We start from the raw sequence: 19,698 nt of genomic DNA on the forward strand, positions 1-19,698 counted from the left end.
CGCCTCAATTCTTGAACGGAAATTTGAATGCGCCGAGAAGAGCCTTCGCTTCTTCGTCGGTCTTCGCAGTCGTCGTGACACTGATATTCATGCCACGCAACGCGTCGATCTTGTCGTACTCGATTTCCGGGAAAATGATCTGTTCCTTGACGCCCATGTTGTAGTTGCCACGGCCGTCGAACCCCTTGCCCGAGATACCGCGGAAGTCGCGCACACGCGGCAGGGCGATAGTCACCAGGCGATCAAGGAATTCGTACATGCGCGGACCGCGCAACGTGACCATGCAACCGATCGGGTAACCGTCACGAATCTTGAAGCCGGCAATCGACTTGCGCGACTTGGTCACGACGGGCTTCTGGCCGGCAATCTTGGCCATGTCACCAACGGCGTGCTCAAGCACCTTCTTGTCGGCAACCGCTTCACCGACACCCATGTTCAGGGTGATCTTGGTGATGCGCGGCACTTCCATGTTCGACTTGTAGCCAAACTGCTTGGTCAGCTCGGGAGCGACCGTGGTTTTGTAGTAATCCTGCAAACGCGCCATGATCGCTTAAGCCCCCACCACTTCGCCGGTCGACTTGAAGAAACGCACTTTCGCGCCGTCTTCAAGCTGCTTGATGCCGACGCGATCGGCCTTGCCGGTCGCCGGGTTATACAGTGCGACGTTGGAAATATGGATCGGCATGTCCTTGTCGGCAAAACCGCCGACGACACCCTTCACCGGATTCGGCTTGACATGCTTCTTGGCGCGATTGACGCCTTCGACAACAACGCGATCTTCAAGCGCGCAGGACAGCACGGTACCGCGCTTGCCCTTGTCTTTGCCGGCAATGACGATGATCTCGTCACCCTTGCGAATCTTGTTCATGGCGGCTCCTTACAGAACTTCGGGCGCCAGCGACACGATCTTCATGAAGCGCTCGGTACGCAGTTCGCGCGTCACCGGGCCAAAGATACGCGTGCCGATAGGCTCCATCTTGTTATTGAGGAGCACCGCCGCATTGTTGTCGAACTTGACCAGGGAACCATCCGAGCGACGCACGCCCTTGGCCGTACGTACGACCACTGCGCTGTAGACATCGCCTTTTTTGACACGGGCGCGCGGCGCCGCATCCCTGATGCTAACCTTGATGACGTCGCCAATGCTGGCATAACGCCGCTTGGAGCCACCGAGCACCTTGATACACATGACTGAGCGCGCGCCGGTGTTATCGGCCACGTCCAGTACTGTCTGCATCTGAATCATTTTTTAACTCCAACTTATCCCGCCGATTCGCGGTCAGTCTTGGAACCCGTGCGGGAGAACCGCTCGGCCAGAAGGGCCGAGCGACAAAGAGGCGAGATTATACCCGCCCCGGGAGGAATTGCAAAGGGCTAAATTGCGGCCGCTTTTTCCAGCAGGCGCGTGACTGCCCACGCCTTGGTCTTCGAGATCGGGCGGGTTTCTTCGATCTGTACCAGATCGCCAGCCTTGGCCTCGTTGTTTTCGTTGTGCGCGTGATACTTGCGCGTACGAACGATGATCTTGTCGTACATCGGGTGCTTGACGCGGCGTTCAATGAGCACCGTCACCGTCTTGTCCATTTTGTCGCTAACCACGCGACCGATCAGCGTCCGCTTGATGGGAGTCGATTCGCTCATTGCTGCACCGCCTTTTCACGGAGAAGAGTGCGCACACGCGCGATATCGCGGCGCACTTTGAGAAGCTGGCTGGTATTGGAAATCTGCTGCGTCGCAACCTGGACGCGCAGACCGAACTGCGCCTTCAGCAGATCAAGCAATTCCTTGTTCAGCTCGTCCACGCTCTTCGTTCTGAGTTCACTGGCTTTCATGTTCATCCCACCATTCGCGTGACGAAAGTCGTCGCCAGCGGCAGTTTCGCCGCGGCCAGCGCGAACGCTTCACGCGCCAGCGCCTCATCGACACCATCCATCTCGTACAGCACCTTGCCCGGCTGAATCTCGGCCACGTAATACTCCGGATTCCCCTTGCCGTTACCCATCCGCACTTCGGCAGGCTTCTTGGAAATCGGCTTGTCCGGGAAAATGCGGATCCAGATACGGCCACCGCGCTTGATGTGGCGCGTCATCGCGCGACGCGCAGCTTCGATCTGGCGCGCCGTCAGACGGCCGCGTGCGGTTGCCTTGAGGCCAAATTCGCCGAAGCTGACCTTGGCACCACGTGTCGCCAAGCCGGTGTTGCGGCCCTTCTGCTCCTTGCGATACTTCCTTCTAGCTGGCTGCAGCATCTTTGCTTCCTGCCTTTCTTACACGTTTTGCCGGCGCCTTGGCATCGCCTTCGGCGCTCTCGGTCTTGACCGGTTCGGGAGCCGCATCACTACGGGCCTTCACCACGCGGCCACGCGGGCGGTCGGCGGCTTCGCCGTCACGTCCGGCGGGACGCACACCACGGCGTGCCTTGCGCGCTGCTTCATCGGCTTCAGCCGCAACAGCCGGCGCGTCGGCACGGTTGAGCAGCTCGCCCTTGAACACCCACACCTTGATGCCGATGATGCCGTAGGTCGTTTCAGCTTCCGAGGTTGCGTAGTCGATGTCGGCACGCAGCGTGTGCAGCGGCACACGGCCTTCGCGATACCACTCGCGACGGGCGATTTCAGCGCCGTTCAGACGGCCCGAGCTCATCACCTTGATGCCTTGAGCACCGAGACGCATCGCGTTCTGCATTGCACGCTTCATGGCACGACGGAACATGATCCGCTTCTCGAGCTGTTGCGCGATCGAATCGGCAATCAGCTGCGAGTCGAGTTCCGGCTTGCGGATCTCCTCGATCGAAACATGAACGGGTACGCCGAGAATGCGTTGCAGGTCGACGCGAAGCTGATCAATGTCTTCGCCCTTCTTGCCGATGACGACGCCGGGGCGTGCCGAGAACACCGTCACACGCGCATTCTTCGCCGGGCGCTCGATGAGGACGCGACCGACGGAGGCATGCTTGAGCTTCTTCTTCAGGTATTCGCGGACCTTGATGTCTTCGTTGAGCATGCCCGCGAAGTTCTTGCTATTCGCGTACCAGCGCGACGACCAGTCACGGCTGACAGCCAGGCGAAAGCCGGTCGGATGAATCTTCTGTCCCATTTCTTGTCCTCAGTTCCCGACGGTCAGGTAAATATGGCAGGTCGGCTTGACGATACGGTTGCCACGACCCTTCGCACGGGCGGAGAAGCGCTTGAGCACTGCACCCTTTTCGACGTAGATCGTCTTGACCTTGAGCTCATCGATGTCGGCGCCGTCGTTGTGTTCGGCATTGGCAATCGCCGACTCCAGCACTTTCTTGATGATCCCGGCGCCCTTCTTCGGGCTGAAGGCCAGAAGATTCAGCGCCTTGTCGACCGCCAGACCACGGATCTGGTCAGCAACGAGACGACCCTTCTGGTCCGACAGGCGGACACCGCGCAGCACTGCACGAGTTTCGATAGTCATGCTCTTACCTCTTTGCCTTCTTGCCGGCGGTGTGTCCCTTGAAGGTGCGCGTCAGGGAAAACTCGCCAAGCTTGTGGCCAACCATGTTCTCGGTGACGTACACCGGAATGTGTTGCTTGCCATTGTGTACCGCGATGGTCAGGCCGACAAAATCCGGCAGCACCGTCGAACGACGCGACCAGGTCTTGATCGGACGCTTGTCCTTCGTCACGCGAACAGCGTCGACTTTCTTTATCAGGTGGGCGTCGACAAACGGGCCCTTTTTAACGGAACGTGCCATGGTTCTCTATCCCTTAGCGTTTGTGACGGCGCTGCACGATCATCGAAGTCGTGCGCTTGTTGCGGCGAGTACGATAGCCCTTGGTCTTGGTGCCCCACGGGCTGACCGGGTGCATACCAGCCGCGGTACGGCCTTCGCCACCACCGTGCGGGTGATCAACCGGGTTCATGGCAACGCCACGCACCGTCGGGCGGATACCGCGCCAACGGTTGGCGCCGGCCTTGCCGATCGAACGCAGGCTGTGTTCCTCGTTACCGACTTCGCCGATCGTCGCGCGGCACTCGACGTGCACACGGCGAATTTCGCCCGAGCGCAGACGCAGCTGGGCATAAACGCCTTCACGCGCGAGCAATTGCACCGAGGCACCTGCCGACCGCGCCAACTGCGCGCCCTTGCCCGGCACCATTTCGATGCAGTGAATCGTCGTACCGACCGGAATGTTACGGATCGGCAGCGTATTACCCGCCTTGATCGGCGCCTCGGAACCGCTGACGATCTGCTGACCGACAACCATGCCCTTGGCTGCGATGATGTAGCGACGCTCACCATCGGCATAGAGAACCAGCGCGATATTGGCGCTACGGTTCGGATCGTACTCAAGACGCTCGACCGTCGCGACGATGCCATCCTTGTTGCGGCGGAAATCGACTACGCGATAGTGCTGCTTGTGGCCACCACCCTGGTGACGCGTCGTGATACGACCATTGTTGTTGCGGCCGGCCTTCTTCGACTGCGGCTCGACCAGAGCGGCGAAGGGCTTGCCCTTGTGCAGGTCGGGATTAACGACCTTGACGACGGCACGACGGCCCGGCGACGTGGGTTTGACTTTGACGAGAGCCATTTACGCTGCCCCCCCTTCGACGAAGTTGATTTCCTGGCCCGGCTTGAGGCAGACGAAAGCCTTCTTCCAGCCCTTGCGGCGGCCGTTGAAACGACCGAAGCGCTTCTGCTTGCCCTTGACGTTGGCGATCTGCACCGACTCGACCTGCACCTTGAAGAGCAGCTCGACAGCGGCCTTGACTTCCGGCTTGGTCGCATCGGTTGCGACGCGGAAGATCACCTGCTCGTTCTTCTCGGCGACCCAAGTGGCCTTCTCCGAGATCTGGGGAGCGAGCAACACCTGCAAAAGACGTTCTTGGTTCATCCCAGGATCTCCTCAAACTTGGCGACGGCGCTCTTCGTGATCAGCACCTTCGGGAAACGGATGAGCGAGACCGGGTCGGTTTCGTTGACTTCGAGAACCAGCACGTTGGGCAGGTTGCGCGAAGCCAGGAAAACGTTCTCGTCGAGCGAATCGGTAATAACCAGCACCGACTCGTAGCCCATACCCTTGATCTTCTGCGCAAAGAGCTTGGTCTTCGGCGCTTCGATGTCGAGCGACTCGACCACTGCCAGCCGATCTTCGCGCGCCAGCTGCGAAAAGATCGACGCCATACCGGCGCGATACATCTTCTTGTTCAGCTTTTGCGAGAAATTCTCGTCGGGAGAATTCGGGAAAGTGCGACCGCCCCCGCGCCACAGCGGCGAGGACGACATACCGGCACGCGCACGACCGGTGCCCTTCTGATTCCACGGCTTGTGCGTCGTGTGGCTGACCTGTTCGCGATCCTTCTGCGCACGGTTGCCGCTACGGGCATTGGCCTGATAGGCAACGACGACCTGATGGATCAGCGCCTCGTTGTAGTCGCGACCGAACAGCACGTCGGACGCCGCCAGACGGCTCGACTCCTGCCCTTGTTCGTTGATGACCTTGAGTTCCATTATGCCCCCGCCTTGACTGCAGGACGCACGATCACATCCGACCCCTTGGAGCCGGGCACGGCGCCCTTGACCAACAACAGCTGACGCTCAACGTCGACACGAACGACTTCGAGGTTCTGCTGAGTACGACGCACGTCGCCGAGATGGCCAGCCATGCGCTTACCCGGGAAAACGCGACCCGGATCCTGCGCCATGCCGATGGAACCCGGCGCATTGTGCGATACCGAGTTACCGTGCGAAGCACGTTGCGAGCTGAAGTGGTGACGCTTGATACCGCCAGCGAAACCCTTACCGATGCTCTGACCGGAAACGTCAACCTTCTGCCCGACGGCAAAGATGGTGACGCTGATCTGGTCGCCCGGCTTGAGCGCGGACAACTCTTCGGCAGAAACGGGGAATTCGCGCAGCACGTGACCGGCCTCAACACCCGCCTTGGCGAGGTGACCCGCGAGCGACTTGTTGACGCGGGAAGCGCGGCGTTGCCCGAAGGCAACCTGGACGGCGGCGTAGCCGTCGTTATCAGGCGTTTTGATCTGGGCGACGCGGTTGTTCGACACGTCGAGCACGGTTACCGGGACGGTGGCGCCGTCGTCGGTAAAGATGCGCGTCATGCCGACCTTGCGCCCAACAAGGCCTAGACTCATTTTATTCTCCTCTTGCCGGCTGCGATTGGCCGGCGAGCGATGCAAGTCAAAATGGGCGGCGTCAACGACGTCGCCCGGCGAAAGCGCGGAATTATAGCCGCGAAACCTGCTTACTGCAACTTGATCTCGACGTCCACGCCAGCGGGGAGGTCAAGCTTCATCAGCGCATCAACCGTCTTTTCCGTCGGGTCGATGATGTCCATCAAGCGCAGATGGGTACGGATCTCGAACTGGTCGCGCGACGTCTTGTTGACGTGCGGCGAACGCAGAACGTCGAAGCGCTCGATGCGCGTCGGCAGCGGCACCGGACCACGGACGACAGCGCCGGTGCGCTTGGCGGTTTCGACGATTTCCTGAGCCGACTGGTCGATCAGGCGATAGTCGAAGGCCTTGAGGCGGATGCGGATTTTCTGGCTTTGCATGTCTTTTCCAAAGAGCGGGAGAGCGCCGCCATCTGACAGCGCTCTCGTGAGAAAGAATTACTCGATAATTTTCGCGACGACGCCGGCGCCGACGGTGCGACCGCCTTCGCGGATGGCGAAGCGCAGACCTTCTTCCATGGCGATCGGGGCGATCAGCTTGACGACGATCGACACGTTGTCGCCCGGCATGACCATTTCAACGCCTTCCGGCAGCGCGATGGCGCCGGTAACGTCGGTCGTGCGGAAGTAGAACTGCGGACGGTAGTTGTTGAAGAACGGCGTGTGGCGACCGCCTTCGTCCTTCGACAGCACGTACACTTCACCCGTGAAGTGGGTGTGCGGCTTGATCGAGCCCGGCTTGCACAGCACCTGGCCGCGCTCGACGTCTTCACGCTTGGTGCCACGCAGCAGCACGCCGACGTTGTCGCCGGCCTGACCTTGGTCGAGCAGCTTGCGGAACATTTCGACGCCCGTGCAGGTGGTCTTGACGGTGGCCTTGATGCCGACGATTTCGATTTCTTCGCCGACCTTGACGATGCCGCGTTCGACACGGCCGGTGACGACGGTGCCGCGGCCGGAGATCGAGAAGACGTCTTCGATCGGCAGCAGGAAGGGCTTGTCGATGGCGCGTTCCGGGGTCGGAATGTAGCTGTCGAGGGCATCAGCCAGGCGGAAGATGGCGGCTTCGCCGATTTCGCTCTGGTCGCCTTCGAGGGCCTTCAGCGCGGAGCCGTGGATGATCGGCACGTCGTCGCCCGGGAAGTCGTACTTGGACAGCAGTTCGCGCACTTCCATTTCGACCAGCTCGAGCAGTTCGGCGTCGTCCACCATGTCGCACTTGTTCAGGAAGACGATGATGTACGGCACACCGACCTGACGGGCGAGCAGGATGTGTTCGCGCGTTTGCGGCATCGGGCCGTCAGCGGCGGAACAGACGAGGATGGCGCCGTCCATCTGGGCGGCACCGGTAATCATGTTCTTGACGTAGTCGGCGTGGCCCGGGCAGTCAACGTGCGCGTAGTGACGCGTCGCGGTTTCGTATTCGACGTGCGCGGTGTTGATGGTGATGCCGCGCGCCTTTTCTTCCGGCGCCGCGTCGATCTGGTCGTACGCCTTCGCTTCACCACCGAACTTCTTCGACAGGATCGTCGTGATCGCCGCCGTCAGCGTCGTCTTGCCATGGTCAACGTGACCGATCGTCCCCACGTTCACGTGCGGCTTCGTACGTTCGAATTTTCCCTTAGCCATTTGGATTCCCTTGAATACTAATGATCACTTCTTGTTGATGATAGCTTCAGCGACGTTCTTCGGCGCTTCCGAGTAATGCTTGAATTCCATCGAGTACGTGGCGCGGCCTTGCGTCAGCGAGCGCAGTTGCGTCGAGTAACCGAACATTTCGGCCAGCGGCACTTCGGCGCGCACGGCCTTCATCCCACCCGGGATGTCGTCCATACCCTGCACCATGCCGCGACGGCTGGACAGATCGCCCATGACGTTGCCCATGTAGTCTTCCGGCGTCTCGACTTCGACTGCCATCATCGGCTCGAGCAGCGTCGGCGAAGCCTTGCGCATACCTTCCTTGAAGGCCATCGAAGCAGCCATGCGGAACGCGTTTTCGTTCGAGTCAACGTCGTGGTACGAACCGTCGAACAGCGTGAACTTCACGTCCACCACCGGGAAGCCGGCGAGAACACCACTGGTCACCGCATCGCGCAGACCCTTGTCGACCGCGGGGATGTATTCACGCGGAACGACACCGCCCTTGATCGCATCGACGAACTCATAGCCCTTGCCGGCTTCATTCGGTTCGATCTTGAGCCAGACGTGACCGAACTGGCCGCGACCACCCGACTGCTTGACGAACTTGCCTTCCTGTTCGACCGACTTCTTGATGCACTCGCGGTAGGCAACCTGCGGCGCACCGACGTTCGCTTCGACGCCGAACTCGCGCTTCATGCGATCGACGATGATCTCCAGGTGCAGTTCGCCCATGCCCGAAATGATGGTCTGGCCGGATTCTTCGTCGGTGCGCACGCGGAAGGACGGATCCTCCTGCGCCAGACGATTCAGCGCGATGCCCATCTTTTCCTGGTCCTGCTTGGTCTTCGGCTCGACGGCAACGTGAATCACCGGCTCCGGGAAAACCATGCGTTCAAGGATGATCGGCGCTTCCGGATCGGCCAGCGTTTCACCTGTGGTCACATCCTTCAGGCCAACACACGCGGCGATGTCGCCGGCGAGCACTTCCTTGATTTCGACGCGATCGTTGGCGTGCATCTGCAACAGACGGCCGATACGCTCCTTGCGCCCCTTGATCGCGTTGTAGATCGTGTCGCCCGACTTCAGCGTACCCGAGTAGACGCGAATGAAGGTCAGCTGACCGACGTAGGGGTCGGTCATCAGCTTGAATGCCAGCGCGGCAAACTTCGCGTCGTCGTTCGCTTCACGCGTGTCGTGATCGCCGTTTTCCTTTTCGCCACTGACCGGCGGAATATCGACCGGCGACGGCAGCAACTGGATGACGGCGTCGAGCATGCGCTGCACGCCCTTGTTCTTGAACGCGCTGCCGCACAGCATCGGCTGGATTTCACAGGCGAGCGTGCGCGCACGCAGACCCTTGATGATATCCTCTTCCGACAGTTCGCCGTTTTCGAGGTAGGCATTCATCAGATCTTCGGACGCTTCGGCAGCCGCTTCGACCATCTGCTCGCGCCATTCCTGGGCAAGCTCAGCCAGATCAGCCGGAACGTCGCGGTAGTCGAACTTCATACCCTGCGACGCCTCGTCCCAGATGATCGCTTTCATCTTGAGCAGGTCAACAACGCCGACAAAGCCTTCCTCGGCACCGATCGGGATGACGATCGGCACAGGATTGGCCTTCAGGCGCGTCTTCATCTGCTCGACGACCTTGAAGAAGTTGGCACCCTGACGGTCCATCTTGTTCACGAAGGCCAGACGCGGCACCTTGTACTTGGTCGCCTGACGCCAGACGGTCTCGGACTGCGGCTGCACGCCGCCGACCGCACAGTAAACCATGCAGGCGCCGTCGAGCACGCGCATCGAGCGCTCGACTTCAATCGTGAAGTCGACGTGTCCCGGGGTGTCGATGATGTTGAAGCGGTGCTCGGGGAAGGACAGGTCCATGCCCTTCCAGAAGCAGGTCGTCGCCGCCGAGGTAATGGTGATGCCGCGCTCCTGCTCCTGCTCCATCCAGTCCATCGTTGCAGCGCCGTCATGCACTTCGCCAATCTTGTGATTGACGCCGGTGTAGAACAGGATGCGCTCGGTCGTGGTGGTCTTGCCGGCATCGATGTGCGCGCTGATACCGATATTACGGTAGCGCTCAATAGGGGTTTTGCGTGCCACGTTGTCAGCCTTCGCTATAAAGAACGTTCGTCAAACGAGCATCAGAAACGGTAATGCGCGAACGCCTTGTTCGCCTCAGCCATGCGGTGAACTTCGTCGCGCTTCTTGACTGCGCCGCCGCGGTTTTCCGCAGCTTCGAGCATTTCGGCAGCCAGACGCTGCCCCATCGACTTTTCGGAACGCTTGCGCGCAGCTTCGCGCAACCAGCGCATGGCCAGCGCCATACGGCGGCTGGGACGGACTTCCACCGGCACCTGATAGTTGGCGCCGCCAACACGACGGCTCTTTACTTCGACCAGCGGCTTGACGTTGCCGACCGCGGAGCCGAAAACCTCGAGCGGATCCTTGCCGCCCTTGGCAGCGATGATGTCGAAAGCACCATAGACGATGCGCTCGGCAACCGACTTCTTGCCGCTCATCATGATGGTGTTAACAAACTTGGAGACGTCGACACTGCCGAACTTGGGATCGGGGAGAATATCGCGCTTGGGTACTTCACGACGACGGGGCATGACAAACCTCTCTTAAAGATTCAGTTGAGGAGCAACGGAACGCACCCCTCCCGGCCGCCCAGACGAGCGGCCACTTACTAAAGCAGCGATCAGGCTGCTTTCGGACGCTTGGCGCCGTACTTGGAACGCGACTGCTTACGATCCTTGACGCCTTGCGTATCGAGCGAACCGCGCACGGTGTGGTAACGCACACCCGGCAAATCCTTGACACGACCGCCGCGGATCAGCACAACCGAGTGCTCCTGCAGGTTGTGGCCCTCACCGCCGATATACGAAATCACCTCGAAGCCGTTGGTCAGACGAACCTTGCACACCTTACGCAGTGCGGAGTTCGGCTTCTTCGGCGTCGTCGTGTAGACGCGCGTGCAAACGCCACGCTTCTGCGGGCAGTTTTCCAGCGCAGGCACCTTGCTCTTGCTGCGCACAAGCGTACGCGGCTTGCGTACGAGCTGGTTAATGGTCGGCATAATCTCTTCCAAAATCACGTTCGCGGCAACGACCGTCACCGCGAAAACGCTGCAAAAAACCAAGGCGGACCAAAGGCCGCCTTGGCGATTATCCAGTCACGGGCGGAGCGAATGGACGCACCCGCCAATAAAGACCGGCGATTCTATGGCTTATCAAGCCCAGAGTCAACCAAGCTGCGGATCCGCCGAAGCTTCCGGCGCTACCGTCGGCTCGCCGAAAACGGCTTCGATCTCGCCGGCGAAGCCAGCGGCACCGGCGATGTCCTCGCCTGCCGCACGCCGCTTGCGCGCCGTGTGGTAAGCGAGACCGGTACCGGCCGGAATCAGACGGCCGACGATGACGTTTTCCTTGAGGCCGCGCAGTTCGTCACGCTTGCCCATGATCGCCGCTTCGGTCAGCACGCGTGTCGTTTCCTGGAACGACGCCGCCGAGATGAACGAATCGGTCGACAAGGACGCCTTGGTGATGCCCAGCAGCACGTGCTCGTAGGTCGCGGGCAGCTTGCCTTGGGCGATCATGCGATCGTTCTCGTCGAGCAGATCAGCGCGCTCGACCTGTTCGCTCTTGATGAAGCGCGTGTCACCCGGTTCAACGACGGCGACGCGACGCAGCATCTGACGGACGATCACTTCGATGTGCTTGTCGTTGATCTTCACGCCCTGCAGACGATAGACGTCCTGCACTTCGTCGGTGATATACACCGCCAGTGCCTCGACGCCCTGCAGACGCAGGATGTCATGCGGATCCGGCTCGCCATCGACGATCAGTTCGCCCTTGTTGACCACCTGACCGTCGTGCACCAGAACATGCTTGTCCTTCGGAATCAGGTACTCGTGGGCAACGCCTTCGAGGTCGGTGATGACCAGACGCTGTTTGCCCTTGGTGTCCTTGCCGAAGGAAACGGCGCCGGTCTGGTCGGCAAGCATGCCGGCATCCTTCGGCGTACGTGCCTCGAACAGCTCGGCAACACGCGGCAGACCGCCGGTAATGTCGCGCGTCTTCGCCGATTCCTGCGGCAGGCGAGCAAGAACGTCACCGACGGCGATGGTCTGCCCGTCGAGTACGTTGATGATCGCGCCCACCTGGAAGGTAATCGTCACCGGATGCTCCGACCCATGCACCTTCACTTCGTCGCCGTTGGCTTCGAACAGCCGGATCTGCGGACGCAGGCCCTTGGTCTGCGCCTTACCGCCGCGCTTCGGATCGATGACGACCAGCGTCGACAAACCGGTCACTTCGTCGATCTGCTTGGCAACGGTGACGCCTTCTTCGACGTTCTCGAAGCGGACGGTACCGGCGTATTCGCCGATCATCGGACGCGTGTGCGGATCCCAGGTCGCCAGCTTGGTGCCGGCCTTGATCGCCTGACCGTCGGCAACCTGCAGCGTCGCACCGTACGGCGTCTTGTGCCGTTCGCGCTCGCGCCCGTTGTCGTCGGTGATCAGCACCTCGCCCGAGCGGGTAATGACGATCTTTTCGCCCTTCGGGTTGGTGACATAGCGCATCGCGCTGGTGAAGCGCACGATACCGGCGATCTTCGTCTCGACATGGCTGGCCACCGCCGCGCGCGACGCCGCACCACCGACGTGGAAAGTACGCATCGTCAGCTGCGTGCCCGGTTCGCCGATCGACTGCGCGGCGATGACGCCGACCGCTTCACCGACATTCACCATCGAACCGCGGCCAAGATCGCGGCCGTAGCACTTGGCGCAGAGGCCGTAACGCGTGTCGCAGGAGAGCGGCGTACGCACCTTGACTTCGTCGATACCGAGACGGTCGATCAGATCGCACAGATCTTCGTCGATCAGCGTACCGGCCTCGATCACCGTCTCATCCGTTTCCGGATTGACGACATCGGTGACGGCAACACGGCCGAGGATGCGCTCGCGCAGCGCCTCGATCACTTCGCCGCCTTCGACCAGCGCCTTCATGGTGACGCCGTTTTCGGTGCCGCAATCCTCCTCGATGACGACCAGATCCTGCGTCACGTCGACCAGACGCCGCGTCAGATAACCCGAGTTGGCGGTCTTCAGCGCCGTATCAGCGAGACCCTTACGCGCGCCGTGCGTCGAGATGAAGTACTGAAGAACGTTCAGGCCTTCGCGGAAGTTGGTGGTGATCGGCGTCTCGATGATCGAGCCGTCCGGCTTCGCCATCAGGCCGCGCATACCGGCCAGCTGTCGGATCTGCGCTGCGGAACCGCGCGCGCCCGAGTCGGCCATCATGTAGATCGAGTTGAACGACTCCTGCTTGACTTCCTTGCCGTGGCGGTCGATCACCTGTTCCTGACCGAGCTGCTCCATCATCACCTTGGCGACCTGGTCACCGGTGCGGCCCCAGATATCGACGACCTTGTTGTAGCGTTCGCCGAAGGTCACCAGACCGTTGGTGTACTGGCTCTCTATTTCCTTCACCTCGGCTTCGGCGGCGGCGATGATCTCGTGCTTCTGCGGCGGCACCCGCATGTCGTCGGAGCAGAAGGAGATACCGGCACGCGTCGCCAGACGGTAGCCGTTCTGCATCAGCTGGTCGGCGAAGACGACCGTTTCCTTCAAACCGCAGCGGCGGAAGGCGATGTTGATCAGCTTCGAGATTTCCTTCTTCTTCAGCGGCTTGTCGAGCACGCTGAAGGGCAGGCCCTTGGGCAGAATCTCGGACAGCAGCGCACGACCGGCGGTGGTGTTGTAACGCGTGATCTTCTCGCGCCAGCCGTTCTCGCCGTCGCGCTCGTATTCACGGATGCGGCACGAGATCTTGGCGTGGATGTCGAGTTCGCCGGCGTTCATGGCGCGCTGAACCTCGGCCAGGTCACGCAGCGACATGCCCTCGCCCTTGGCGTTGATGCGTTCGCGCGTCGCGTAGTAGAGACCGAGAACGATATCCTGCGACGGCACGATGATCGGCTCGCCGTTGGCCGGCGAGAGGACGTTGTTCGACGCCAGCATCAGCGTGCGCGCTTCCATCTGCGCTTCGAGCGACAGCGGCACGTGCACGGCCATCTGGTCACCGTCGAAGTCGGCGTTGAACGCGGCGCAGACGAGCGGGTGCAGCTGGATGGCCTTGCCTTCGATCAGCGTCGGTTCGAACGCCTGGATACCGAGGCGGTGCAGCGTCGGTGCGCGGTTGAGCATGATCGGGTGTTCGCGGATCACCTCTTCGAGGATGTCCCACACCACCGGCTCTTCCATTTCGACCATCTTCTTCGCCTGCTTGATGGTCGTCGCCAGCCCCATGATTTCGAGGCGGTTGAAGATGAAGGGCTTGAACAGTTCGAGCGCCATCAGCTTGGGCAGGCCGCACTGGTGCAGCTTGAGCTGCGGACCGACGACGATGACCGAACGGCCCGAGTAGTCGACGCGCTTGCCGAGCAGGTTCTGCCGGAAACGGCCGCCCTTGCCCTTGATCATGTCGGCGAGCGACTTCAGCGGACGCTTGTTGGCACCGGTCATCGCCTTGCCGCGACGGCCGTTGTCGAGCAGCGAGTCGACGGCTTCCTGCAGCATGCGCTTTTCGTTGCGCACGATGATGTCCGGAGCCTTCAGTTCGAGCAGGCGCTTCAGACGGTTGTTACGGTTGATGACGCGACGGTAAAGGTCGTTCAGGTCGGACGTGGCGAAGCGGCCGCCGTCGAGCGGCACCAGCGGACGCAGGTCCGGCGGCAGCACCGGCAGCACTTCGAGCACCATCCAGTCGGGCTTGATGCCCGACTTCTGGAAGCCTTCGAGGATCTTCAGGCGCTTGGCCAGCTTCTTGTTCTTGGTTTCCGAGGTGGTCGTCTCGAGCTCGCTGCGCAGACGGTCGACTTCGCTGTCGAGATCGAGCGCGCGCAGCAGCTCGCGGATACCTTCGGCGCCCATGGCGGCGCGGAAGTCATCGCCGTATTCCTCGACCTTGGCGACGTAATCGTCCTCGGTGAGCAGTTGCGCGCGCGTCAGCGGCGTCATACCCGGGTCGTAGACGACAAAGGCTTCGAAGTAGAGCACGCGCTCGATGTCACGCAGGGTCATGTCGAGCACCATGCCGAGGCGGCTCGGCAGGCTCTTCAGGAACCAGATATGGGCGACCGGCGAGGCCAGCTCGATGTGGCCCATGCGCTCGCGGCGAACCTTGGCCAGCGTGACTTCGACGCCGCACTTTTCGCAGATGACGCCGCGGTGCTTCAGGCGCTTGTACTTGCCACACAGGCACTCGTAATCCTTGATCGGGCCAAAGATCTTGGCGCAGAACAAGCCGTCACGCTCGGGCTTGAACGTGCGGTAGTTGATGGTTTCCGGCTTCTTGACTTCGCCGTAGGACCACGAACGAATCTTTTCGGGCGACGCGAGGCTGATGGTGATCGCGTCGAATTCTTCTTCTTGCGTTACCTGCTTGAACAGATCAAGTAGTGCTTTCATCTTTCACTCCGTCCGGGGTGAGAATTCCGAATGTCGGAACGGCGCCACTCCGATACTGCGCCGTTCCCGGTGCCGCCGCGTTGCCGCGGCGGCAGGCCTTGCTCGCTATCAGAAACGTTCGAGATCGATGTCGATCGCCAGCGAGCGAATTTCCTTGACCAGCACGTTGAACGACTCCGGCATGCCGGCATCGATCTTGTGGTCGCCCTTGACGATGTTTTCATAGACCTTGGTACGCCCGTTCACGTCATCCGACTTCACGGTCAGCATTTCCTGCAGCACGTACGAGGCGCCGTAAGCTTCCAGCGCCCACACTTCCATTTCACCGAAGCGCTGGCCACCGAACTGCGCCTTGCCGCCGAGCGGTTGTTGCGTGACCAAACTGTACGGACCGGTCGAACGCGCGTGCATCTTGTCGTCGACGAGGTGGTGCAGCTTCAGCATGTGCATGTAGCCGACGGTGACATCGCGCTCGAAGCGATCGCCGGTGCGACCGTCGAACAGCGTCATCTGACCGGACTCGGGCATTTCGGCAAGGCGCAGCATGGCCTTGATCTCTGCTTCCTTGGCGCCGTCGAAAACCGGCGTCGCGAAGGGCACGCCGTTCTGCAGGTTGGTCGCCAGTTCGATGATTTCCGCATCAGTCAACTGATCGAGGTCTTCGGTCTTGCCGTGCTCGTTGTACACCTTGTCGAGGAAGGCGCGCAGATCGGCAATGGCGGCCTGACTGCGCAGCATAGTGGCGATCTTGTTACCGATGCCCTTTGCTGCCAGCCCGAGGTGGACCTCGAGAATCTGACCGACGTTCATCCGCGACGGCACGCCGAGCGGGTTAAGAACGATGTCGACCGGACGACCGTCGGCGGTGCAGGGCATGTCCTCGACCGGAACGATGCGCGAAACGACACCCTTGTTACCGTGGCGGCCGGCCATCTTGTCGCCTGACTGCAGGCGGCGCTTGACGGCGACATAGACCTTGACCATCTTCTGCACGCCCGGCGGCAGTTCGTCGCCTTGCGTCAGCTTCTTGCGCTTCTCTTCGAAGGCGATGTCGAAGTTCTTGCGCGTCTGCTCGAGACCTTCGCGCAGCGATTCGAGCTGGTGCGCGACTTCGTCGTCGGCCATGCGGATATCGAACCAGTGATGCGGATCGATCGCGTCGAGGTATTCCTTGCTGACCGGCGTCCCCTTGGCGAGCTTCTTCGGACCGCCATTGGCAGCCTTGCCGACAATCAGACGCTCGACACGGGCGAAGGCGTCGCGTTCGACGATGCGCATCTGGTAGGCGAGGTCGAGCTTGTAGCCACGCAGGTGATCGTCGATGATCGATTGCGCGCGCTTGTCGCGCTCGATGCCTTCACGCGTGAACACCTGCACGTCGATGACCGTGCCGGCGATGCCCGAGGGCACGCGCAGCGAGGTGTCCTTAACGTCGGACGCCTTCTCGCCGAAGATCGCGCGCAGCAGCTTTTCTTCCGGCGTCAGCTGGGTTTCGCCCTTCGGCGTCACCTTGCCGACGAGCACGTCACCGGCCTCGACTTCGGCACCGATGTACACGATGCCCGATTCGTCGAGGCGGCCGAGCTGGCCTTCGCCGAGAGAGGCGATATCGCGCGTGATTTCTTCCGGCCCGAGCTTGGTGTCGCGGGCGACGACCGTGAGTTCCTCGATGTGGATCGAGGTGTAGCGGTCTTCGGCGACGACGCGTTCGGAGATCAGGATCGAATCTTCGAAGTTGTAGCCGTTCCACGGCATGAACGCGACCAGCATGTTCTGGCCGAGCGCGAGTTCGCCCTTGTCGGTCGAGGCACCGTCGGCAACGACATCGCCCTTGGCGATGATGTCGCCAACGCGCACCAGCGGGCGCTGGTTGATGTTGGTGTTCTGGTTCGAACGCGTGTACTTGACGAGGTTGTAGATGTCGTCACCGACTTCGCCGGGAATCGTTTCGTCGTCATTGACGCGAACGACGACACGCGAGGCATCGACGTAGTCGACCTTGCCGCCGCGTAGCGCCTGCACTGCCGTGCCCGAGTCGACCGCCACCGTGCGTTCGATGCCGGTGCCGACCAACGGCTTTTCCGGACGCAGACAAGGAACCGCCTGCCGTTGCATGTTGGCGCCCATCAATGCGCGGTTCGCATCGTCGTGCTCAAGGAAGGGAATCAGCGAGGCGGCGACCGAGACGATCTGACCCGGAGCGACGTCCATGTACTGCACGCGGGCCGGCTCGGCCAGGATGGTTTCACCCTTTTCGCGGCAGGTCACCAGTTCGTCGACCAGGCAGCCGTTTTCGAGCGAGGCGTTGGCCTGCGCGATCACGTAGCCGCCTTCTTCGATCGCCGACAGGTACTCGATCTGGTCGGTGACCTTGCTGTCGACAACCTTGCGGTACGGCGTCTCGAGGAAGCCGTAGGAGTTGGTGCGTGCGTACAGCGCCAGCGAGTTGATCAGACCGATGTTCGGACCTTCCGGTGTTTCGATCGGGCAGACGCGACCGTAGTGCGTCGGGTGCACGTCGCGCACTTCAAAGCCGGCGCGCTCGCGCGTCAGACCGCCCGGGCCAAGGGCCGAGACACGACGCTTGTGCGTGATCTCGGACAGCGGGTTGGTCTGGTCCATGAACTGCGACAGCTGGCTGGAACCGAAGAACTCCTTGATCGCGGCGCTGATCGGCTTGGCGTTGATCAGGTCGTGCGGCATCAGGTTGTCGGACTCGGCCTGGCTCAAACGCTCCTTGACCGCGCGCTCGACGCGCACCAGACCGGCGCGGAACTGGTTCTCGGCGAGTTCGCCGACCGAACGCACACGGCGGTTACCGAGGTGGTCGATATCGTCGATTTCGCCGCGGCCGTTGCGCAGTTCGACGAGGATCTTGATCACTTCGACGATGTCACGCGGCGACAGCGTCAGCTGTTCGCGCGCTTCGACCGAAACAGCAAGCGCCTTCAGGCGTGCGGCCAGCGCGCTGGCCTCCGCTTCGGTCAGGTTCTCGGCGACGGCACGCGGGCCGTAGGAGAGTTCGGACAGCGTCTGCTCGGCGATGGCCGGATTGGCGCCAGTCACTTCGGTAATCGCCTGAATGATCGCTTCGCGCTTGTTCGGCGCGTGCTTGACCATCACCTTGTGCTCGACGACGTCCTTGCGGCCGACGCGGCGGTTGAACTTCATGCGGCCGACGCCGGAGAGGTCGTAGCGCTCGTCCGAATAGAACAGACCGTTGAACAGGATCTCGACGGCTTCTTCCGTCGGCGGCTCGCCCGGACGCATCATGCGATAGATGGCGACACGCGCCGCCTGACGCGTGGCGGTGTCGTCAGCGCGCAAGGTCTGCGAGATGAAGGCGCCACGATCGAGATCGTTGATGTACAGCGTCGGCAAGGTCGTCACGCCGCCCTGGCGCAGGCGCTCAAGCAGCGGCTCGGTGATTTCGTCATTGGCGTTGGCGAGGATTTCGCCGGTTTCGCCGTCGATAACGTTCTGCGCGACGACACGCCCGAGGACGAAATCGTCGGGAACGGCAATGCGCTTGACGCCGGCTTCGGCGAGTTCGCGGATGTGCTTGGCGGTGATGCGCTTGTCTTTGGCGACGATGACGCGACCGGTGCTATCAACGAAATCGAAGCGCGCCACTTCACCGCGCAGGCGCTCGGGAACGAGTTCGAACTCGGCGGCGGTCTTGCTCAGCGTGAAGGTGTCGAATTCGAAGAACTCGCGCAGGATCTGCTCGGACGAGAGACCGATGGCGCGCAGCAGCGTCGTCACCGGCATCTTGCGCCGACGGTCGACGCGGAAAAACAGCGTGTCCTTCGGATCGAATTCGAAGTCGAGCCAGGAACCACGGTAAGGAATGACGCGCGCCGAGAAGAGCAGCTTGCCCGAGCTGTGCGTCTTGCCGCGATCGTGTTCGAAGAAGACGCCCGGCGAACGGTGCAGCTGCGAGACGATGACGCGTTCGGTGCCGTTGATGACGAAGGAGCCGGTGGTCGTCATCAAGGGAATTTCACCCATGTAGACTTCCTGCTCCTTCACTTCCTTGATCGTGTCCGGCACTTCGCGATCGAGGATGACGAGGCGCACCTTGGCGCGCAGCGCCGAGGCGAAGGTGAGGCCGCGCTGCTGGCACTCGCTGACGTCGAAGGCGGGATCGGCCAGCGTGTAGCTGACGAATTCGAGACGCGCATTGCCGCTGTGGCTGGCGATCGGGAAGATCGAGCTGAAGGCGGCCTGCAAGCCCTGGACCCGGCGCTGCGCGGGGGCAACTCCGGATTGCAGGAAAGCGGAGAAGGAGTCGAGTTGCGTCGCCAGCAGGAAGGGCACGTCGAGCACGCGGGCGCGCTTGGCGAAGCTCTTGCGGATGCGTTTTTTCTCGGTGTAGGAGTAGGTCATGGTCGCTCCGAGCTTGAAAAGC

At 61.5% G+C, this 19,698-nt stretch carries 20 protein-coding genes; all 20 read right to left on the reverse strand.

The window, feature by feature from the left end; genetic code table 11:
- Positions 1–4: 4 nt before the first annotated feature.
- Complete coding sequence (gene rplE / locus GGD90_RS01245; protein WP_153115099.1) at positions 5–544, reverse strand: 50S ribosomal protein L5; 540 nt, start codon at positions 542–544, stop codon at positions 5–7.
- Between the two features lie 6 nt (positions 545–550).
- Positions 551–868, reverse strand: a complete 318-nt coding sequence (gene rplX / locus GGD90_RS01250; protein ID WP_153115098.1) for a 50S ribosomal protein L24 — start codon at positions 866–868, stop codon at positions 551–553.
- 9 nt (positions 869–877) lie between these two features.
- Positions 878–1,246, reverse strand: coding sequence for a 50S ribosomal protein L14 (gene rplN, locus GGD90_RS01255; protein ID WP_153115097.1), 369 nt, complete (start codon positions 1,244–1,246; stop codon positions 878–880).
- Positions 1,247–1,374: 128 nt separating this feature from the next.
- Positions 1,375–1,641: a 30S ribosomal protein S17 gene (gene rpsQ, locus GGD90_RS01260; RefSeq protein ID WP_153115096.1), complete on the reverse strand. Its 267-nt coding sequence runs from the start codon at positions 1,639–1,641 to the stop codon at positions 1,375–1,377.
- On the reverse strand, positions 1,638–1,832 hold the full coding sequence (gene rpmC / locus GGD90_RS01265; RefSeq protein ID WP_153115095.1) for a 50S ribosomal protein L29: 195 nt from the start codon (positions 1,830–1,832) through the stop codon (positions 1,638–1,640). The genes rpsQ and rpmC overlap by 4 nt, the downstream gene beginning before the upstream one ends.
- Before the next feature lie 2 nt (positions 1,833–1,834).
- Positions 1,835–2,248: a 50S ribosomal protein L16 gene (rplP, locus tag GGD90_RS01270; protein ID WP_153115094.1), complete on the reverse strand. Its 414-nt coding sequence runs from the start codon at positions 2,246–2,248 to the stop codon at positions 1,835–1,837.
- A complete protein-coding gene (gene rpsC, locus GGD90_RS01275; RefSeq protein WP_153115093.1) occupies positions 2,232–3,095 on the reverse strand; it encodes a 30S ribosomal protein S3 in 864 nt (287 codons plus the stop codon). The genes rplP and rpsC overlap by 17 nt, the downstream gene beginning before the upstream one ends.
- A gap of 9 nt (positions 3,096–3,104) precedes the next feature.
- Entirely contained in the window at positions 3,105–3,434 is a 330-nt protein-coding gene (rplV, locus tag GGD90_RS01280; RefSeq protein ID WP_153115172.1) for a 50S ribosomal protein L22, read from the reverse strand.
- 10 nt (positions 3,435–3,444) lie between these two features.
- Entirely contained in the window at positions 3,445–3,720 is a 276-nt protein-coding gene (gene rpsS, locus GGD90_RS01285) for a 30S ribosomal protein S19 (RefSeq protein ID WP_153115092.1), read from the reverse strand.
- 13 nt (positions 3,721–3,733) lie between these two features.
- Entirely contained in the window at positions 3,734–4,561 is an 828-nt protein-coding gene (gene rplB, locus GGD90_RS01290) for a 50S ribosomal protein L2 (protein ID WP_153115091.1), read from the reverse strand.
- Positions 4,562–4,864, reverse strand: coding sequence for a 50S ribosomal protein L23 (gene rplW, locus GGD90_RS01295; protein WP_153115090.1), 303 nt, complete (start codon positions 4,862–4,864; stop codon positions 4,562–4,564).
- Positions 4,861–5,481 (reverse strand): 50S ribosomal protein L4, encoded by a 621-nt coding sequence (gene rplD, locus GGD90_RS01300; protein WP_153115089.1) that lies wholly within the window; start codon positions 5,479–5,481, stop codon positions 4,861–4,863. Before rplD ends, rplW begins: the two co-directional genes overlap by 4 nt.
- Positions 5,481–6,125 (reverse strand): 50S ribosomal protein L3, encoded by a 645-nt coding sequence (rplC, locus tag GGD90_RS01305; protein WP_153115088.1) that lies wholly within the window; start codon positions 6,123–6,125, stop codon positions 5,481–5,483. The genes rplD and rplC overlap by 1 nt, the downstream gene beginning before the upstream one ends.
- 110 nt (positions 6,126–6,235) lie before the next feature.
- On the reverse strand, positions 6,236–6,547 hold the full coding sequence (gene rpsJ, locus GGD90_RS01310) for a 30S ribosomal protein S10 (protein ID WP_153115087.1): 312 nt from the start codon (positions 6,545–6,547) through the stop codon (positions 6,236–6,238).
- Positions 6,548–6,604: 57 nt separating this feature from the next.
- Positions 6,605–7,795, reverse strand: a complete 1,191-nt coding sequence (gene tuf, locus GGD90_RS01315; protein ID WP_153115075.1) for an elongation factor Tu — start codon at positions 7,793–7,795, stop codon at positions 6,605–6,607.
- Positions 7,796–7,819: 24 nt separating this feature from the next.
- On the reverse strand, positions 7,820–9,913 hold the full coding sequence (gene fusA, locus GGD90_RS01320; RefSeq protein WP_153115086.1) for an elongation factor G: 2,094 nt from the start codon (positions 9,911–9,913) through the stop codon (positions 7,820–7,822).
- Between the two features lie 41 nt (positions 9,914–9,954).
- The gene (gene rpsG / locus GGD90_RS01325) at positions 9,955–10,425 is read right to left on the reverse strand and encodes a 30S ribosomal protein S7 (protein WP_153115085.1); all 471 of its coding nucleotides are present in this window, start codon (positions 10,423–10,425) and stop codon (positions 9,955–9,957) included.
- A gap of 89 nt (positions 10,426–10,514) precedes the next feature.
- Positions 10,515–10,892 carry a 30S ribosomal protein S12 gene (rpsL, locus tag GGD90_RS01330; protein WP_153115084.1) on the reverse strand — a complete coding sequence of 126 codons (378 nt, stop codon included), beginning with the start codon at positions 10,890–10,892 and terminating at the stop codon, positions 10,515–10,517.
- A 165-nt stretch (positions 10,893–11,057) separates the two neighbouring features.
- Complete coding sequence (gene rpoC / locus GGD90_RS01335; RefSeq protein WP_153115083.1) at positions 11,058–15,287, reverse strand: DNA-directed RNA polymerase subunit beta'; 4,230 nt, start codon at positions 15,285–15,287, stop codon at positions 11,058–11,060.
- 108 nt (positions 15,288–15,395) lie between these two features.
- Positions 15,396–19,676 (reverse strand): DNA-directed RNA polymerase subunit beta, encoded by a 4,281-nt coding sequence (gene rpoB, locus GGD90_RS01340; protein ID WP_153115082.1) that lies wholly within the window; start codon positions 19,674–19,676, stop codon positions 15,396–15,398.
- Positions 19,677–19,698: the final 22 nt, after the last annotated feature.

Source organism: Rhodocyclus tenuis (genome assembly GCF_014197755.1).
GTDB classification, from domain to species: Bacteria; Pseudomonadota; Gammaproteobacteria; order Burkholderiales; family Rhodocyclaceae; genus Rhodocyclus; species Rhodocyclus tenuis.

Excerpts from the sequence above, each read along its gene's own strand:
- rplE (WP_153115099.1), bottom strand. The coding sequence starts at position 544 with ATGGCGCGTTTGCAGGATTACTACAAAACCACGGTCGCTCCCGAGCTG.
- rplX (WP_153115098.1), bottom strand. The coding sequence starts at position 868 with ATGAACAAGATTCGCAAGGGTGACGAGATCATCGTCATTGCCGGCAAA.
- rplN (WP_153115097.1), bottom strand. The coding sequence starts at position 1,246 with ATGATTCAGATGCAGACAGTACTGGACGTGGCCGATAACACCGGCGCG.
- rpsQ (WP_153115096.1), bottom strand. The coding sequence starts at position 1,641 with ATGAGCGAATCGACTCCCATCAAGCGGACGCTGATCGGTCGCGTGGTT.
- rpmC (WP_153115095.1), bottom strand. The coding sequence starts at position 1,832 with ATGAAAGCCAGTGAACTCAGAACGAAGAGCGTGGACGAGCTGAACAAG.
- rplP (WP_153115094.1), bottom strand. The coding sequence starts at position 2,248 with ATGCTGCAGCCAGCTAGAAGGAAGTATCGCAAGGAGCAGAAGGGCCGC.
- rpsC (WP_153115093.1), bottom strand. The coding sequence starts at position 3,095 with ATGGGACAGAAGATTCATCCGACCGGCTTTCGCCTGGCTGTCAGCCGT.
- rpsS (WP_153115092.1), bottom strand. The coding sequence starts at position 3,720 with ATGGCACGTTCCGTTAAAAAGGGCCCGTTTGTCGACGCCCACCTGATA.
- rplB (WP_153115091.1), bottom strand. The coding sequence starts at position 4,561 with ATGGCTCTCGTCAAAGTCAAACCCACGTCGCCGGGCCGTCGTGCCGTC.
- rplW (WP_153115090.1), bottom strand. The coding sequence starts at position 4,864 with ATGAACCAAGAACGTCTTTTGCAGGTGTTGCTCGCTCCCCAGATCTCG.
- rplD (WP_153115089.1), bottom strand. The coding sequence starts at position 5,481 with ATGGAACTCAAGGTCATCAACGAACAAGGGCAGGAGTCGAGCCGTCTG.
- rplC (WP_153115088.1), bottom strand. The coding sequence starts at position 6,125 with ATGAGTCTAGGCCTTGTTGGGCGCAAGGTCGGCATGACGCGCATCTTT.
- rpsJ (WP_153115087.1), bottom strand. The coding sequence starts at position 6,547 with ATGCAAAGCCAGAAAATCCGCATCCGCCTCAAGGCCTTCGACTATCGC.
- tuf (WP_153115075.1), bottom strand. The coding sequence starts at position 7,795 with ATGGCTAAGGGAAAATTCGAACGTACGAAGCCGCACGTGAACGTGGGG.
- rpsG (WP_153115085.1), bottom strand. The coding sequence starts at position 10,425 with ATGCCCCGTCGTCGTGAAGTACCCAAGCGCGATATTCTCCCCGATCCC.
- rpsL (WP_153115084.1), bottom strand. The coding sequence starts at position 10,892 with ATGCCGACCATTAACCAGCTCGTACGCAAGCCGCGTACGCTTGTGCGC.
- rpoC (WP_153115083.1), bottom strand. The coding sequence starts at position 15,287 with ATGAAAGCACTACTTGATCTGTTCAAGCAGGTAACGCAAGAAGAAGAA.
- rpoB (WP_153115082.1), bottom strand. The coding sequence starts at position 19,676 with ATGACCTACTCCTACACCGAGAAAAAACGCATCCGCAAGAGCTTCGCC.